Origin of the sequence: Streptomyces sp. NPDC007945, assembly GCF_042958885.1 — a bacterium.
In the GTDB taxonomy this organism is placed as follows: domain Bacteria; phylum Actinomycetota; class Actinomycetes; order Streptomycetales; family Streptomycetaceae; genus Streptomyces.
The window spans coordinates 235,446-251,801 of record NZ_JBIBJV010000008.1 but is presented as its reverse complement, the minus strand read 5'-3'; the positions used below and the strand labels follow the sequence as shown (position 1 = coordinate 251,801).

At 69.7% G+C, this 16,356-nt stretch carries 11 protein-coding genes; 1 reads left to right on the top strand and 10 read right to left on the bottom strand.

The window, feature by feature from the left end; genetic code table 11:
- Positions 1-23 precede the first annotated feature (23 nt).
- From ACFZCF_RS25225 to ngcE, 9 genes are all read right to left on the bottom strand, one after another.
- Positions 24-1,502: an amino acid permease gene (locus tag ACFZCF_RS25225; RefSeq protein WP_388448940.1), complete on the bottom strand. Its 1,479-nt coding sequence runs from the start codon at positions 1,500-1,502 to the stop codon at positions 24-26.
- Positions 1,503-1,716: 214 nt separating this feature from the next.
- A complete protein-coding gene (gene dxs, locus ACFZCF_RS25220) occupies positions 1,717-3,636 on the bottom strand; it encodes a 1-deoxy-D-xylulose-5-phosphate synthase (protein ID WP_388448942.1) in 1,920 nt (639 codons plus the stop codon).
- 214 nt (positions 3,637-3,850) lie between these two features.
- Positions 3,851-5,158, bottom strand: a complete 1,308-nt coding sequence (locus tag ACFZCF_RS25215) for a sugar ABC transporter permease (RefSeq protein WP_391288941.1) — start codon at positions 5,156-5,158, stop codon at positions 3,851-3,853.
- Positions 5,155-5,934, bottom strand: coding sequence for an ATP-binding cassette domain-containing protein (locus tag ACFZCF_RS25210; protein WP_189950191.1), 780 nt, complete (start codon positions 5,932-5,934; stop codon positions 5,155-5,157). Before ACFZCF_RS25210 ends, ACFZCF_RS25215 begins: the two co-directional genes overlap by 4 nt.
- A 254-nt stretch (positions 5,935-6,188) precedes the next feature.
- The gene (locus ACFZCF_RS25205) at positions 6,189-7,253 is read right to left on the bottom strand and encodes a sugar ABC transporter substrate-binding protein (RefSeq protein ID WP_388448946.1); all 1,065 of its coding nucleotides are present in this window, start codon (positions 7,251-7,253) and stop codon (positions 6,189-6,191) included.
- 122 nt (positions 7,254-7,375) lie between these two features.
- Complete coding sequence (locus ACFZCF_RS25200) at positions 7,376-8,596, bottom strand: ROK family protein (RefSeq protein ID WP_388448948.1); 1,221 nt, start codon at positions 8,594-8,596, stop codon at positions 7,376-7,378.
- Positions 8,597-8,738: 142 nt separating this feature from the next.
- Positions 8,739-9,671, bottom strand: coding sequence for a carbohydrate ABC transporter permease (locus ACFZCF_RS25195; protein ID WP_388448950.1), 933 nt, complete (start codon positions 9,669-9,671; stop codon positions 8,739-8,741).
- Positions 9,671-10,600 carry a carbohydrate ABC transporter permease gene (locus tag ACFZCF_RS25190; RefSeq protein ID WP_388448953.1) on the bottom strand — a complete coding sequence of 310 codons (930 nt, stop codon included), beginning with the start codon at positions 10,598-10,600 and terminating at the stop codon, positions 9,671-9,673. Before ACFZCF_RS25190 ends, ACFZCF_RS25195 begins: the two co-directional genes overlap by 1 nt.
- Positions 10,601-10,702: 102 nt before the next feature.
- Positions 10,703-12,151, bottom strand: coding sequence for an N-acetylglucosamine/diacetylchitobiose ABC transporter substrate-binding protein (gene ngcE / locus ACFZCF_RS25185; protein WP_391288939.1), 1,449 nt, complete (start codon positions 12,149-12,151; stop codon positions 10,703-10,705).
- Between the two features lie 457 nt (positions 12,152-12,608).
- On the opposite strand from ngcE, the gene ACFZCF_RS25180 reads away from it, so the two are divergent.
- Positions 12,609-13,553, top strand: coding sequence for an FG-GAP repeat domain-containing protein (locus ACFZCF_RS25180; protein ID WP_388448957.1), 945 nt, complete (start codon positions 12,609-12,611; stop codon positions 13,551-13,553).
- A 74-nt stretch (positions 13,554-13,627) separates the two neighbouring features.
- On the opposite strand, the gene acnA is transcribed toward ACFZCF_RS25180, so the two are convergent.
- Positions 13,628-16,342, bottom strand: coding sequence for an aconitate hydratase AcnA (gene acnA / locus ACFZCF_RS25175; protein ID WP_388448959.1), 2,715 nt, complete (start codon positions 16,340-16,342; stop codon positions 13,628-13,630).
- Positions 16,343-16,356: the final 14 nt, after the last annotated feature.

The window sequence follows — 16,356 nt, the reverse complement described above, 5'->3', positions numbered from 1 at the left end:
CTCCCGGACCCCCCTGGCCCCGCTCAGGAGCGGAGCCGCTCGCCCTCCCGGCCGAGCCTGCTGTGTCCGCGCCCGTAGGCGAAGTAGACGACGATGCCGATCGCCATCCAGACCGCGAAGCGGAACCACGTCTCGCCCGGCAGGTTGAGCATCAGCCAGAGCGAGGCGGCGATGGAGATGATCGGCAGGACCGGCACCCACGGGGTGCGGAAGGCGCGGTGCAGGTCCGGGCGGGTGCGGCGGAGGATGATGACGCCGACCGCGACCATCACGAAGGCGAAGAGGGTGCCGATGTTCACCAGCGTCGCCAGCTCGTTGATGCTGGTGAAGCCGGCCACGACCGCGATGACCACACCGAGCAGGATGGTCGGCCGGTACGGGGTCTTGAAGCGCGGGTGCGTCACCGAGAAGAACCGGGGCAGCAGGCCGTCGCGGCTCATGGCGAAGAAGACGCGGGTCTGGCCGAGCAGCAGGATCAGACAGACCGTGGTGAGGCCGACGGCGGCACCGAAGCTGATCACGCCCGCGTAGAAGGGATGGCCGGCGGCTTTGAAGGCGTCGGCGAGCGGGGCGCTCACGGACAGTTCGGTGTAGTGCTGCATGCCGGTGACGACGAGGGCGACCGCCACGTACAGGACGGTGCAGATGAGCAGCGAGCCGAGGATGCCGCGGGGCATGTCGCGCTGCGGCAGCTTGGTCTCCTCGGCGGCGGTGGCGACCACGTCGAAGCCGATGAAGGCGAAGAAGACGATGGAGGCGGCCGTGAAGATGCCCATGACGCCGAAGTTGGTGGGCTCGTAGCCGAAGAGCAGCTGGACGAGCGGGGAGTCCCAGTTGGAGCCGCCGCCCTCCGGGGTCACGGCCGGCGGGATGAACGGCTTGTAGTTGTCGCCGACGATGAAGAAGAGGCCCGCGACGATCACGATCATGACGACCGTGACCTTGATCGCCACCACGACGGCGGTGATCCGGGCGGACAGCTTCATGCCGACGACCAGGATCGCGGTGAGCACCAGGACGAGCAGGAAGGCGAGGATGTCGAAGGTGCCGCCCGGCACGTCCGGGCCCTCCAGCGAGGCCGGTAGGTGCCAGCCGATGTTGTCCATCAGCGAGCGGACGTAGCCGGACCAGCCGACCGCCACCACCGCCGTGCCGAGCGCGAACTCCAGGACCAGGTCCCAGCCGATGATCCAGGCCGGCAGCTCGCCGATGGAGGCGTACGCGAAGGTGTACGCCGATCCCGCCACGGGCACCGTGGAGGCGAACTCGGCGTAGCACAGGGCCGCCAGGGCGCAGACGATGCCGGCGGCGACGAAGGCGAGGGCGGTGGCCGGGCCGGCGTTCTCCTTGGCGACCTTGCCGGTCAGCACGAAGATGCCGGTGCCGATGATGACGCCGACGCCGAAGACCGTGAGGTCCCAGGCGGAGAGGGTTTTCCGGAGTCCGTGCTCCGGTTCCTCCGTGTCCCTGATGGACTGTTCGACCGACTTCGTCCGGAACATTCCGGTATTCGCCCGTGGGGGCCGCTGATCCGTGCTCACCGTCGTACCTCCGCGTCGTCCTTGACGTCGCAACCCGGGCCCCCGCGGGACGGGGGTCGAGGGGACGCTGCCCGCGCTCAGGCCAGGATGCACGCGAAAGGGCCGGTCGGCACCCGGGAGGGTGAGCCGACCGGCCCAACGGTGACGCGGAGTGATGACCTCCGGAAGGAGGGGGTCAGTCGCGGGCGGGCTCCACGGCCTCCCGGGGCGCCTCGTACCGACCGTCCAGGCGCGACACCAGGCCGGTGACCTGGCGCGCGATGTCCGGGGCGGTCAGGCCGATCTCGGCCAGCACCTCGCCGCGCGAGGCGTGGTCGAGGAAGACCGGCGGGATGCCGAAGTCACGCAGCGGTACGTCGACGTTGGCGTCGCGCAGCGCCTGGGCGACGGCCGAGCCGACGCCGCCGACCCGGCTGTTGTCCTCGACGGTGACGACGACCCGGTGCCGGGCGGCGAGCGGCGCGAGGGCCTCGTCGACCGGCTTGACCCAGCGGGGGTCGACCACGGTGGTGGAGATGCCCTGCCGGTCGAGGAGGTCGGCGATCTCCAGGCACATGGGCGCCAGGGCGCCCACGGAGACCAGGAGGACGTCCGGCGCGTCGCTGCCGGGCTCGCGGAGCACGTCCATGCCGCCGACGCGCCGCAGGGCGGGGACGGCGGGGCCGACCGCGCCCTTGGAGAAGCGGACCACGGTGGGCGCGTCGGTGACCTCGACGGCCTCCCGGAGCTGGGCGCGCACCTGGTCGGCGTCGCGCGGGGCGGCGAGCCGCAGACCGGGCACGACCTGAAGGATCGACATGTCCCACATGCCGTTGTGGGAGGCGCCGTCGGTGCCGGTGACACCGGCCCGGTCCAGGACGAAGGTGACGCCGCACTTGTGCAGGGCCACGTCCATCAGGACCTGGTCGAAGGCGCGGTTGAGGAAGGTCGCGTAGACCGCGAAGACCGGGTGGAGGCCGCCGGTGGCGAGGCCGGCCGCGGAGACGGCGGCGTGCTGCTCGGCGATGCCGACGTCGAAGACCCGCTCGGGGAAGGCCTTGGCGAACCTGTCGAGCCCGACGGGCTGGAGCATGGCCGCGGTGATCGCGACGATGTCCTCGCGCTCCTTGCCGAGCGCGACCATCTCGTCGGCGAAGACGCCGGTCCAGTCGGCGCCGGAGGTGGCGATCGGGAGGCCGGTGTCGGGGTGGATCCTGCCGACGGCGTGGAAGCGGTCGGCCTCGTCCTGGAGGGCCGGCTGGTAGCCGCGGCCCTTCTCGGTGAGGCAGTGGACGATGACCGGGCCGCCGAAGCGCTTGGCGCGGGTGAGCGCGGACTCCAGGGCCTCGATGTCGTGGCCGTCGATGGGGCCGACGTACTTCAGGCCCAGGTCCTCGAACATGCCCTGGGGGGCGATGAAGTCCTTGAGGCCCTTCTTGGCGCCGTGCAGCGTCTCGTAGAGCGGCTTCCCGACGACCGGGGTGCGCTCCAGGATGTCCTTGCCGCGGGCGAGGAAGCGCTCGTAGCCGTCGGTGGTGCGCAGGGTGGCCAGGTGGTTGGCGAGGCCGCCGATGGTGGGCGCGTAGGAGCGCTCGTTGTCGTTGACGACGATGACGAGCGGGCGGTCCTTGGCGGCGGCGATGTTGTTGAGCGCCTCCCAGGCCATGCCGCCGGTGAGCGCCCCGTCGCCGATGACGGCGACGACGTGGTCGTCCTTCTTCAGGATCTGGTTGGCCTTGGCGAGGCCGTCGGCCCAGCCGAGGACGGTCGAGGCGTGCGAGTTCTCGATGACGTCGTGCTCGGACTCGGCCTGCGAGGGGTAGCCGGAGAGGCCGCCCTTCATCTTCAGCTTCGAGAAGTCCTGGCGGCCCGTGAGCAGCTTGTGCACGTAGCTCTGGTGGCCGGTGTCCCAGAGGACCTTGTCCTTCGGGGAGTCGAAGACGCGGTGCAGGGCGATGGTCAGTTCGACCACGCCGAGGTTGGGGCCGAGGTGTCCACCGGTCTTGGAGACGGCGTCGACGAGGAAGGTCCGGACCTCCGCGGCCAGCTGGTCCAGCTGTTCCGGGGAGAGCCGGTCCAGGTCGCGCGGTGTCCTGATACGGGTCAGCAGGGCCACCCGTGCCTCCTTGCGTTCTGAGCTGGTCGAGCTTGCCGATTTTGCCGAGTCTAATGTTCCGTCTTGGATCGTGGGCATCGGGCCAGCCGGAGCGGCATCACCCTCATGGGGGATGTACTGCTCCGGACGCGACGGTGCCCGGCACCGGTTTCCCGGTGCCGGGCGATGTGGCCCGTGCCTCAGGCGCGCCCCGCGCGGCGGCGCGCCGGGCGCGTCAGGCGCGTCCCGCGGACTTCTGGGTCTTGCGGGAGACGGAGTCGATGATCACCGCGATGAGGAGCACCGCGCCGGTGATCATGTACTGGATCGCGTTGGACTCCAGGTTGAGCTGGTTGAGGCCCTGGACGATCGACTGGAGCACCAGGATGCCCAGGAGCGCCGACCAGACCTTGCCGCGGCCGCCGAAGAGCGAGGTGCCGCCGATGACCGCCGCGGCGATGCACATCATGAGCTGGTTGCCGCCGCCGAGGGAGCGGTCCGCGCCGCCGGTGGCGGAGGCGAGGAAGAGGCCGCCGATGGCGCCGAGGGTGCCGGAGATCATGAAGACGGAGATCCGGATCCAGGCGACGTTGATGCCGGCCCGGCGGGCCGCCTCGATGCCGCCGCCGACCGCGAAGACCTGCCGGCCGTAGGTGGTGCGGCGCAGCACGAAGTCGGTGACGAGCAGGATCACGAGGAAGATCACCAGGGAGAGCGGGAGGCCCTTCTCCTGGTTGAAGCCGTACGCGGCGACCAGCACGAGGACCGCGAGGACGCCGGTGCGCAGCAGGATCTCGCTGTGCGGGCGGTGCGGGAGCTCGGCGGCCTTGCGGCGGCCCGAGTCGCGCAGCTGGGCGAGGTAGAAGGCGGCGATCACCACGACGGCGAGGCCGTAGGCGGCGGCGACGTCGGAGAAGTAGTACTTGGTGAGGTCGCCGACGAAGCTGCCGATGGGCGTCGGGATGGTGGACCGCTCGCCCATCACCCAGGTCTGGAGGCCCGCCCAGCCGAGGAAGCCGGCGAGGGTGACGACGAAGGCCGGGACGCCGATCTTGGCGAAGACCAGGCCGTGGAAGGCGCCCAGCAGGGTGCCGGAGAGGATGCCGAGGAGGATCGCGAGGGAGTCCGGCATGTCGGTGGCGAAGACGCCCCAGACGGAGCCCGCGAGGCCGGCGACGGAACCGACGGCGAGGTCGATCTCGCCGAGCAGCAGCACGAAGACGATGCCGACGGCCATGATGCCGGGGCCGGCCGCGTACAGCGTGATCTGGTCGAGGTTGTACGAGGTGATGAAGTTGCCGGTCAGCGCCTGGAAGACGATGCCGATGACGATGAGGCCGACGACGACCGGGAGGGAGCCGATCTCGCCGGAGCGGATCTTGCGCTTGAACTCGTCGACGTAGCCCTTGAAACCCTGCTCGCGGACGAGGAGGCGGGGGTCGACGGCGGGGATCGCCGCGGCGGCCGGGGCCGCGGTCGCCTCGTCGGCGGTACGGGGCTCGGGCACCGGCGTCTGGTCGGTCGCCTTGGGGGTCGTGCTCACTGGGCTGCCTCCGCGGTGCGGGCCTGCCGACGGGTCACGGCGTTGTCCGTGGCGCCGGTGATCGCGGCGATGATCTCTTCGTGCGTGGTGGTGGCGACCGGGAAGGTGCCGTTGTTGCGGCCGAGGCGCAGCACCGCGACGGTGTCGGCGACGGCCTTCACGTCGGCCATGTTGTGGCTGATGAGGATGACGCCGAGGCCCTGCTCGCGCAGCCGCTCGACGAGGTCGAGGACCTGGGCGGTCTGCTCGACGCCGAGGGCGGCGGTGGGCTCGTCCAGGATCACGATCTTGGGGTCGCCGACCAGGGCGCGGGCAATGGCGACGACCTGCCGCTGGCCGCCGGAGAGCGCGGCGACGGGGATGCGGACGCTGGGGATGCGGATGGAGAGCGTGGAGAGGAGGTCCTTGGCGCGCTTCTCCATGGCGACCTCGTCGAGGACGCCGCCCTTCTTCAGCTCGCGGCCGAGGAAGAGGTTGGCGACGACGTCGAGGTTGTCGCAGAGGGCGAGGTCCTGGTAGACGGTGGCCACGCCGAGGGCCTGGGAGTCCTGCGGGCGGGAGATCTCGACGGGGCGGCCCTCCCACTCGATGACGCCCTCGTCGATGGGGTGGACGCCGGCGATCGTCTTGACCAGGGTGGACTTTCCTGCGCCGTTGTCGCCGACCAGGGCGACGACTTCGCCGGCGTGGACTTCGAGGTCGACACCGGAGAGGACCTGGACCGCTCCGAATCGCTTGAAGATCCCGCGCAACGCCAGGACAGGCGTCTGGGACACGTGAACCAACTCCTTCGCCGCCCGTGCGGTGGGCGGCGGCATGTCGCGCCGTGCGGCGGCGCCGAGTTCGAGGGGGGCTGTGCTCGTCCGGCCCCGGTCGACAGCGGGGTCTGGGTCGGCCGGGGCCGGACGGGTCTGGGGGCGGAGGCCGCCGCGTCACGGGGACGGGCGCCTTCCGCGTCCTGCCGGGGCTGACGGCCCGGCAGGGAGGGTGCGGGGTCCGGGAGTCGGAGCGTCCGGGACCCCGGCGGGGCCTACTTGATGCCCAGCTCGGCGCACTTGGCGGCGAGGTCCGCGGTGCAGACGTCGGCGGCGGCGTAGATGCCGTCCTTGATCACCGTGGACTGGATGTTGGTCTTGTCGACGACCACCGGCGGGAAGAGCGTGGACTTCACGCCGTCCGTCTCGCCCTGGGCGCCGAGGTCCTTGCCCTGGAGCAGGTTGACCGCGAACTTGGCGGCCTCGGGGGCCAGCTGGAGCGGGCTCTTGTAGATGGTGAAGGTCTGGGTGCCGGCGACGATGCGCTGGATGCCCGCGACCTCGGCGTCCTGGCCGCCGACCGGGATGCCCTTGATGCCGGCGTTCTCCAGGGAGGTGATGATGCCGCCCGCCATGCCGTCGTTGGCGGAGTACACGGCGCCGATCTTGTCCTTGCCGAGGGAGGAGATGGCGGCGGCCATCTTCTCGCCCGCGACCTTCGGGTCCCACTCGCCGGAGGCCTCGTAGGCGATCTTGCCGACCTTGCCGTCGAGGGCGGCGTGGGCGCCCTTCTTGAAGAGGGCGGCGTTCGGGTCCTTCTCGTCGCCGTTGATCATGACGACCTGGGCGGTGGCGGCCTTGGCGCCGAGGGCGGAGAGCAGGGCCTGGCCCTGGAGCTCGCCGACCTTGTTGTTGTCGTGGCTGACGTAGGCGTCGGCGCCCTCGATCGCGCGGTCGTACGCGACGACCTTGACGCCCTTGCCCTGCGCCTCCTTGACCCAGGCGGCCGACTTGGCGGCGTCGACCGAACCGAGCGCGATGACCTTCACGCCGTCGGCGATGAGCTGGTCGAACTGCTGCTTCTGCTTCACGACGTCGGAGACGGCGTTGTTGTAGACGACCTCGCAGTCACCGCAGGCGGCCTTGACGGCCTTCTCGAACTGCGGCTTGTCCAGCGACTCGTACCGCGCGGTCTTGTTCTCCGGGAGGAGCAGACCGATCTTGGTCGAGCTGCCCTTCTCCTCGCTGTCACCACCGCCGGCCTGGCCACAGGCGGAGAGCGCGAGGGCCATCGAGACCGCGGCCGAGCCTATGACGACGCGACGAGTCATTGCGTTCATGTGGGGTTGCCTCCCTGACGAGGCCGCGACGGTGCGGCCGAGGTGTCACGAAGTCAACTCGGCCGCAACACCGTCGTCAAGAAGTGAAAACTTAACGAGATGACAACGGTGGTTAGCGTTCTCTAAGTGAACGCGGGTACCGAGGCCGGGGCGGCCGCCGGAAATGCCCCTTCTGCCCCGTTGAGCAGCGTCGAGTCACCCATCTCGCTCAGCACCAGGGCGAGCGCCCCCAGCACCTCGGCGCGGCCGCCCAGCGCGCCCTGGACCAGGGAGAGCCTGCGGGCGGCGCTGGGGATGGCGTACCGGCCCACCGAGTCCCGGATGGGGGCGAGCACCAGCTCCCCGGCCTCGGCGAGGTCGCCGCCGAGCACCACCCGGCTCGGGTTCAAGAGATTGCAAAGGTTGGCGACGCCGCTGCCGATGTGACGGCCCACGTCGGCGATGACCCGCCGGCAGCCCGGGTCGCCCTCGCGGGCCAGCTGCACCACCCGCTCCATGGTGAGGTCGGGGCCGTGGCTCGGCTGGAGCAGCGGCAGCACGTACCGGGCGGCGGTGAAGGTCTCCAGGCAGCCGCGGTTGCCGCAGCGGCAGACCGGGCCCGACTCGTCGAGGGTGATGTGGCCGATCTCGCCGGCCGTGCCGCCCGGGCCGCGGTAGACCCGCCCGTCGATCACCAGGCCGGCGCCGACACCGCTCGCGACCTTGATGTACGCCAGGTCCTTCACGCCCCGGCCGCTCCCCCAGACCAGCTCGCCGAGCGCGCCCAGGTTGGCGTCGTTGTCGACGTGGACGGGGACCCCGAGGCGGGCGGACAGCTCCTCGGCGGGGTTGATCCCGCTCCACCCCGGCAGGATCGAGGTGGACCCGAGCGTCCCGGAGGCGACGTCGATGGGGCCGGGCACGCCGAGCCCGACGCCGATCACCTTGTCGCGGCCGATGCCGGTGGCCTCGATCAGCCGGTTGACCAGCTGTTCCGCCCGGTCGAAGCCCTCCGCGGCGGAGGCGTCCACGTCGAGCGGCTCCGCCTCCTCGGCGAGCACCTGATGGGCGAGGTTGCCCACCGCGACCCTGAGGTGGGTGTGGCCGAAGTCGACGCCGATGACGATGCCGGCGTCGCCGGAGAGCGAGACGCTGCGGGCCCGCCGGCCGCCCGCCGAGGTGGGCGTCACCTCGACCGTGCCGCCGTCCTTCAGCTCCCGGACGATGTTGGAGACCGTCGCTGCCGACAGCCCCGTGGCCCGGGCGATCTCCGCCTGGGTCAGCGAACCGGCCATCCGGACCGCCCGCACGACCCGTTCGAGATTGGCCCTGTGCAGCGACGTCTGCGACCCCGGAGTCTCCATCGACTCTTTCACTCCCACCGTTATCTCCAACATGTGAACTCTAAGGGGACGCTTTCGCCTTCGCTTCCGTCAAGACCCGGAACAGTCGGAGGCCCCCGCACGCGAGCGCGTGCGGGGGCCTGGCGGGAGCGTGGGAGCGCTGCTACTTCACGGCTCCGGCGGTGAGACCGGCCACCACCTGCCGCTGGAAGACGACGTACGCGGCGAGCACCGGCAGCATCGCCATCACCAGGCCGGCGAAGAGCCCGGACCAGTCGCCCTTGTAGCCCTGGCTGACCGCGAGCTGCACGAGGCCCTGCGAGAGCACCTTCTGGTCGGGGTCGGTGTTGAGCACCGTCGGCAGCAGGTACTGGTTCCACTGACCGAGGAAGTTGAAGATGCCGACGCTGATCAGGCCCGGCCTGGCCATCGGCAGCATCACCTGGAAGAAGGTGCGGGTGTGCGAGGCCCCGTCGATGAAGGCCGCCTCCGCCACCGAGCTCGGCAGCGTCCGGAAGAAGGCGGTCAGGAAGAAGACGGTGAAGGGCAGCGAGTACGCAATGTAGACCAGGATCAGCCCGTGGATCGTGTTCAGCAGGGCCATGTTCTGCATCACGTAGAAGAGCGGCACCAGCGCCAGGATGATCGGGAAGCTCATCCCGCCGATGAAGAGGAAGTAGAGGAAGCGGTTCCCGGGGAACTCGAAGCGGGCCAGGACGTACGCCGCCATCGAGCCGAACAGCAGGGTGCCGACGAGCGAGCCGCCGACCACCAGGACCGTGTTCAGGAAGTACTCGCTCATGTGCGCCTGGGTCCAGGCGCGCGACCAGTTCTCGAAGTGCAGCGCGTCCGGCAGCGACCACGGGGAGGTGAAGATCGCCCGGTCGGTCTTGAAGGAGGTCATGACCGCCCAGAGCAGCGGCAGCACCACCATGATCGCCCAGATGATCAGCACGCCGTGCGAGAAGACGTTGAGGACGGCGCCCTCGCGCTTCGTCCCGGCCGGGGCCGCGGTCTTGCGGACGACGGGTATCGCCTCCGTGCGGACGGCAGGGATCCGCGCGTCGTCGGCGGGCGGGGTGTCGGTGGTCTTCATCAGAACTCCAGCCGCTCGCGCCGGCCCAGCTTCATCACGACGGCCGCGAAGGCGAGCGTGACGAGGAGGAGGGCGACGCCGATGGTCGTGGCGTAGGCGGCCTGACCGTCCCGGAACGCCTTCTGGTACACGTACAGCGGCAGGACGATGGTCGAGTAGTCGGGCCCGCCGCCGCTCGGCCCGACGGTCATGATCTGCACCACCGCGAAGGACTCCGCGCCGAGCGCGAGGATGCCCATGTAGATCCACCCCGACTGCACGGTGTCCCACAGCAGCGGCAGCGTGATCCTGAAGAAGGTGGTGAAGCGGCTGGCGCCGTCGAGCAGCGCCGCCTCGTAGAAGTCGCGCGGGATGGACGCCATGCCCGCCGAGAAGAGCACCACGAAGAAGCCGACCGTCGACCAGACGAGGACGATCATCACGCAGATCAGGGCGAGGTCCGGGTCACCGAGCCAGTCCGGCTGGACGCCGCCGAGGCCGACCGCCCTGAGGAAGGAGTTGATCGCCCCGCTGTTCGGGTTGTACGCGAACTGGAAGAGCAGCGCCACGATCACGATCGACAGCACCTGCGGAAAGAAGTACACGATCTTGTAGAAGGACGAGCCGCGGACGCCCGTGACCGCCGCGCCCTTCCGCCGCCGGCCCCCGACATTCAGCATGAACGCCAGGAACAGCGCGAATCCGACCGTCACCAGGGGAAGGACGACCGCGAAGGTCAGGCTGTGCTGGAGCGATTTCCAGAAGATCTCGTCGTCGAGCAGTCTCGTGTAGTTGTCGAGACCGACGAACCCGAATTCGGGACTCAGACCGGACCAGTCCGTGAGCGAGTAGTAGATGGACTGGATGAACGGCCAGATGACGAAGAGCGCGTAGAGCGCCAGGGGGACCACCAGGAACCCCACGATGAAACGGTACTTGCCGTGCTGCATTCCGAACCGACCCCGATCTCCGGCGAAGGACGCGCGCCGCGGCGCCGCGCGCCGAGGGGCCGGGGCCCGCTCCCGGTCGGCGGGAAGGGGCCCCGGCACTGCTCACTGGTGCTTGTAGTGCTTGATGTTCGGGTCCTTGGCCGCCTCGTCGGCGAACTTCTGGATCTTCTTGATCGTCTCCGCGGGGGTGGCGCGGCCGGCCATCATCTCGCCGATGCCGGCGACGCCGATCTTCTCCTTCTGGAGCGCCACGTACCAGTCCTGGAGGCGGGGGTTGACCACGTTCGTGCCGGCCTTCTCCAGGGCCGCCACACCGGACTTGAGGCCCGGGGACAGCTCGATGCCGCTGGTGCCGCCGTTGAGGGCGCTGAGCGACTTCACGGACTGCGTGAAGCTCTTGGAGGAGGCCTCGCTGAGCATGATCCGCAGCTGTTCCATGGCGGCCTCGGGGTTCTTCGCCTTCGCCGGGACGATGAAGGGCTCGCCGCCGGCCGCCCAGATGGTGCCGAACGGCAGCTTGTCGGAGGAGTCCAGGCCGGTCGGGGCGGAGACGGCGAGGCCGAAGTCGGCCGGCATGGTCTTGGCGGCCTCGTTCTCCACCCAGGAGCCGTTCGGGATGAAGAGCGCCTTGCCCTCGGTCCAGGCGGTCTGCGACTGGATGTGGTCGAGGCCCGGGGTGCCCTGGAGGACGTAGCCCTTCTTGAAGAGCTCGTAGTACGCCTCGAAGCAGGCCTTGACGGCCGGGTGCTCCCAGGCCTTCGGCTCCAGGTTGTCGATGGCGTCGAGGACCTCGCGGCCGCCGACCTTGCCGATCATCGGGTAGAGCGAGAAGGGGAGGTAGTACGGGTGCTTGCCCGCGTACGTCCAGGGCGCGATGCCCTTCCGCTTGGCCTTCTCGCAGACGGCCAGCATCTCGTCCCAGGTCTCGGGGTACTTCGCGTCGAGCGAGTCGAGCAGCTTCTGCGAGTACCACACGCCGTAGACGGTGTAGGCGTAGTTGAGCATCCAACAGGGCTCGCCGTCGAACTGGCCCATCTCGACGATGCCCGGGCGCAGGGTGTCGCGGACCTTCTTGCTCGGGTCGTCGATCGAGGGGGCGTCGAGGAGCGGGGTCAGGTCGGTCAGCTGCTTCTGGCCGACGAGGACGCCCATGTCCATCTGCTCGGCGCCCGAGTTGTCGATCAGGTCCGGCGGGGTGCCGCCGTTGAACCGCGGCTGGAGCTCGGTGGTGATCTTCTGCGTCGGGGTGAACTTGACCTTCGCCTTCGGGTAGGCGGCCTCGAAGAGCTTGATCGCGTCCTTGGCGTACTGCTGGCCGAAACCGCCGTCGAAGAGGACGAAGTCGAGCTCGGCGGACTCGTTGACGCCGAGCGGGTTCTTCTCGGACTTGACGCCCTTCTCGACCTTGTCGTTGCTCTCGCCGCCCCCGCTGGCGCAGGCGGAGAGGAAGCCCATGGCCGGGACGGAGATCAGACCGACAGCGGCGGAACGCTTGATCAGATCGCGACGGCCGAGGCCGCCCTCGTTCGAGTGGGCGGAGGTGGATCCCATGCTCAAGTCCTCGCCTTCATTCAGGACTCAGGCGGTGTACCGGTCGCCCGTACTTCGTCTCGCCCACGGGCGAAGGGCCCCGCCACCGCGGTCAATTGCAGCTGGGTCGTGCAGGCGTCGGGCCGTCGCCGGAGTTTCCGACGGGCTGGACGCCGACAGGTATAGTCCACTTCCCTCGGCGGGAGCAAGATCGAAAGCAGCATTCGTCAGGCATCTTTCCCGAGTTGAGACCTCCGGGATTCGGCCTTCACAAGATGAATGGTCCAAACGAAAAGCGGCGAAACGGACCACCTGGAAAGAAAGTCAGGTCGGCCGGAACCGCGTGGGCACGGGCGTCGTCTCCCTGTGATGTACGGAGACACCGCCGGGCGGCGGAAACGGGGGAAAACCCGCCGAAGCAGGCCGAGTTCGTCGGTGTTTCGTACGCTTCTGTTCCCGAACTCGATCTGGAGATCACGTGGCCAAGTCTTCTGGCCTGAACCGCACGGGTGCGCTCGCCCGTGTCACGGTCGCCGCGGTGACCGCCGCCCTGGTGGGCACCACGACGGCCGCGGTGGCGGCGGAGCCGGCGCCGACCTTCGAGGCGGCGCCCGTGCAGCAGTCGGACCGTGTCTCCGCCTTCGCGGAGAGCGCGGCGACCGCGACCACCGGCGCCCCGCTGAACAACCTGTACGGCGTGAACAGCGCCGGCACCGTCTGGGGCTACACCCCGGTCAGCGGCGGCGGCATCCAGCGGCTCGCCGACCCGTCCGGCACCCACTGGACCTCGTACAAGCACTTCAACCAGTCCGACGTGGACGCGCGCGTCGACGAGTACGGCTTCAAGCACTCCGACGGCTGGTACGCGGTCCGCAGCGACGGCCGGCTGAACTACACCGACGGGGGCCCGCTCCGCGACCTCGGCGGCGGCTGGAACATCTACAACAAGGTCATCTCGGCCGGCAACACCGGCGGCGGCGCCTCCGAGGACATCCTGGCGCGCGACAGCGCGGGCGTCCTGTGGCACTACCTGGCCTACAGCAACGCCGCGCTGACCCAGCGCGTCCGCGTCGGCGGCGGCTGGGACGCGTACACCCAGATCGCCGGCAAGGGCGACGTCACCGGCGACGGCCGGGCCGACCTCGTCGCCCGCGACCGCGGCGGCGTCCTCTGGCTGTACAAGGGCACGGGCAGCCGTACGGCCCCCTTCACCGGCCGCACCCGGATCGGCGGTGGCTGGAACACGTACAACGCCATCGTCTCCTCCGGCGACCTGACCGGTGACGGGCGCGCGGACCTGGTGGCCCGTGACGGCTCGGGCGCGCTGTGGCTGTACAAGGGCCGTGGCAGCTCCACGACCCCGTACACCGGCCGCGTGAAGATCGGCACCTCGGGCTGGAACGGCTTCCGCGCGATGTTCTGACCGACCCGGTGAACGCGGAAGGGCCCCGCTCCTCATCACGAGGAGCGGGGCCCTTCCCGCTAGGCGCCGGATCCTCAGCCGCGGATCAGGTTGCGCAGCACGTACTGCATGATGCCGCCGTTGCGGTAGTAGTCCGCCTCGCCGGGGGTGTCGATGCGGACGACCGCGTCGAACTCGACACCGGTGTCGGTGGTGACCTTCACCGTGCTGGGGGTGGTGCCCTCGTTCAGCTCGGTGATGCCCTCGATGGAGAAGGTCTCCTCGCCGGTCAGGCCCAGCGAGTCGGCCGACTGGCCGGCCGGGAACTGGAGCGGGAGGACGCCCATGCCGATGAGGTTCGAGCGGTGGATGCGCTCGTACGACTCGGTGATGACGGCCTTGACGCCGAGGAGCGCGGTGCCCTTGGCGGCCCAGTCGCGGGACGAGCCGGAGCCGTACTCCTTGCCGCCCAGGATGACCAGCGGGGTGCCGGCGGCCTGGTAGTTCTGCGAGGCATCGTAGATGAAGGAGACCGGGCCGCCCTCCTGCGTGAAGTCACGCGTGAAGCCGCCCTCGGTGCCCGGCGCGATCTGGTTGCGCAGGCGGATGTTGGCGAAGGTGCCGCGGATCATGACCTCGTGGTTGCCTCGGCGCGAGCCGTAGGAGTTGAAGTCACGACGCTCCACACCGTGCTCGGTGAGGTACTTGCCGGCCGGGGTGTCGGCCTTGATGGCGCCGGCCGGGGAGATGTGGTCGGTGGTGACCGAGTCGCCCAGCTTGGCGAGGACGCGGGCGCCGGTGATGTCGGTGACCGGGGCCGGGTCCATCGTCATGCCCTCGAAGTACGGGGGCTTGCGGACGTAGGTCGACTCGGCGTCCCACTCGAAGGTGTTGCCGGTCGGGATGGAGAGCGCCTGCCACTGGGCGTCGCCGGCGAAGACGTCCTGGTAGGACTTGGCGAACATGTCCTCGCCGATCGCGTTGGCGACGACGTCGTTGACCTCGGCCTCGGAGGGCCAGATGTCCTTGAGGAAGACCGGGTTGCCCTCGGTGTCGGTGCCGAGCGCGTCCTTGGTGATGTCCACCTTCATGGAGCCCGCGAGGGCGTACGCGACGACCAGCGGCGGGGAGGCCAGGTAGTTCATCTTGACGTCGGGGTTGATGCGGCCCTCGAAGTTCCGGTTGCCGGAGAGGACCGAGGTGACCGCGAGGTCGTGCTCGTTGACGGCCTTGGAGACCTCCTCCGGCAGCGGGCCGGAGTTGCCGATGCAGGTGGTGCAGCCGTAGCCGACGAGGTTGAAGCCGACCTTGTCGAGGTACGGGGTGAGACCGGCCTTGTCGAAGTAGTCGGTGACGACCTTCGAGCCCGGGGCGAGGGTGGTCTTGACCCACGGCTTGCGGGTCAGGCCCTTCTCCACGGCCTTCTTCGCGACGAGCGCGGCGGCGACCATGACGTACGGGTTCGACGTGTTGGTGCAGGAGGTGATGGCCGCGACCGTCACCGCGCCGTGGTCGAGCGTGTAGGTGGTGCCGTCGGGGGCGGTGACCTCGACCGGGTTCGACGGGACCGTGCTGGAGACGGCCGGGGCGTCGGAGGCCGGGAAGGACTCCTGGCCCGCCTCGTCGACCGAGTCGACGTAGTTGCGCACGTCCTGGGCGAACTGCTCGGCGGCGTTCGCGAGGACGATGCGGTCCTGCGGGCGCTTCGGGCCGGCGATCGACGGGACGACGGTGGAGAGGTCGAGCTCCAGCTTCTCGGAGAAGTCGGGCTCGGCGGCCGGGTCGAGCCAGAGGCCCTGCTCCTTGGCGTACGCCTCGACCAGCGCGACCTGCTGCGCGGAACGGCCGGTGAGCTTCAGGTAGTTCAGGGTCTCGCCGTCGATCGGGAACATGGCGGCGGTGGAGCCGAACTCCGGCGACATGTTGCCGATGGTGGCGCGGTTGGCCAGCGAGGTGGCGGCGACGCCCTCGCCGTAGAACTCGACGATCTTGCCGACGACGCCGTGCTTGCGCAGCATCTCGGTGATCGTGAGGACCAGGTCGGTGGCGGTGGTGCCGGTGGGCAGCTCGCCGGTCAGCTTGAAGCCGACGACGCGCGGGATGAGCATGGAGACCGGCTGGCCGAGCATGGCGGCCTCGGCCTCGATGCCGCCGACGCCCCAGCCGAGCACACCGAGGCCGTTGACCATGGTGGTGTGGGAGTCGGTGCCGACGAGGGTGTCGGGGTACGCCTGGCCGCCCCGGACCATGACGGTGCGGGCCAGGTGCTCGATGTTCACCTGGTGGACGATGCCGGTGCCCGGGGGGACGACCTTGAAGTCGTCGAAGGCGGTCTGGCCCCAGCGCAGGAACTGGTAGCGCTCCTTGTTGCGGCCGTACTCCAGCTCGACGTTCTGCGCGAAGGCGTCGTTGGTGCCGAACTTGTCGGCGATGACGGAGTGGTCGATGACCATCTCGGCCGGGGAGAGCGGGTTGATCTTCGCCGGGTCGCCGCCGAGCGCGGCGACGGCCTCGCGCATGGTGGCGAGGTCGACGACACAGGGGACACCGGTGAAGTCCTGCATGATCACGCGCGCCGGCGTGAACTGGATCTCCTGGCTCGGCTGGGCCTGCGAGTCCCAGCCGCCGAGGGCCCGGATGTGGTCGGCGGTGATGTTCGCGCCGTCCTCGGTGCGGAGCAGGTTCTCCAGGAGGACCTTCAGGCTGTAAGGGAGGCGCGCGGAGCCCTCGACCTTGTCCAGCTTGAAGATCTCGTACGACTCGTCGCCCACGCGCAGCGTGCTGCGGGCGTCGAAGCTGTTCGCCGACACGACAGTCTCCTTCA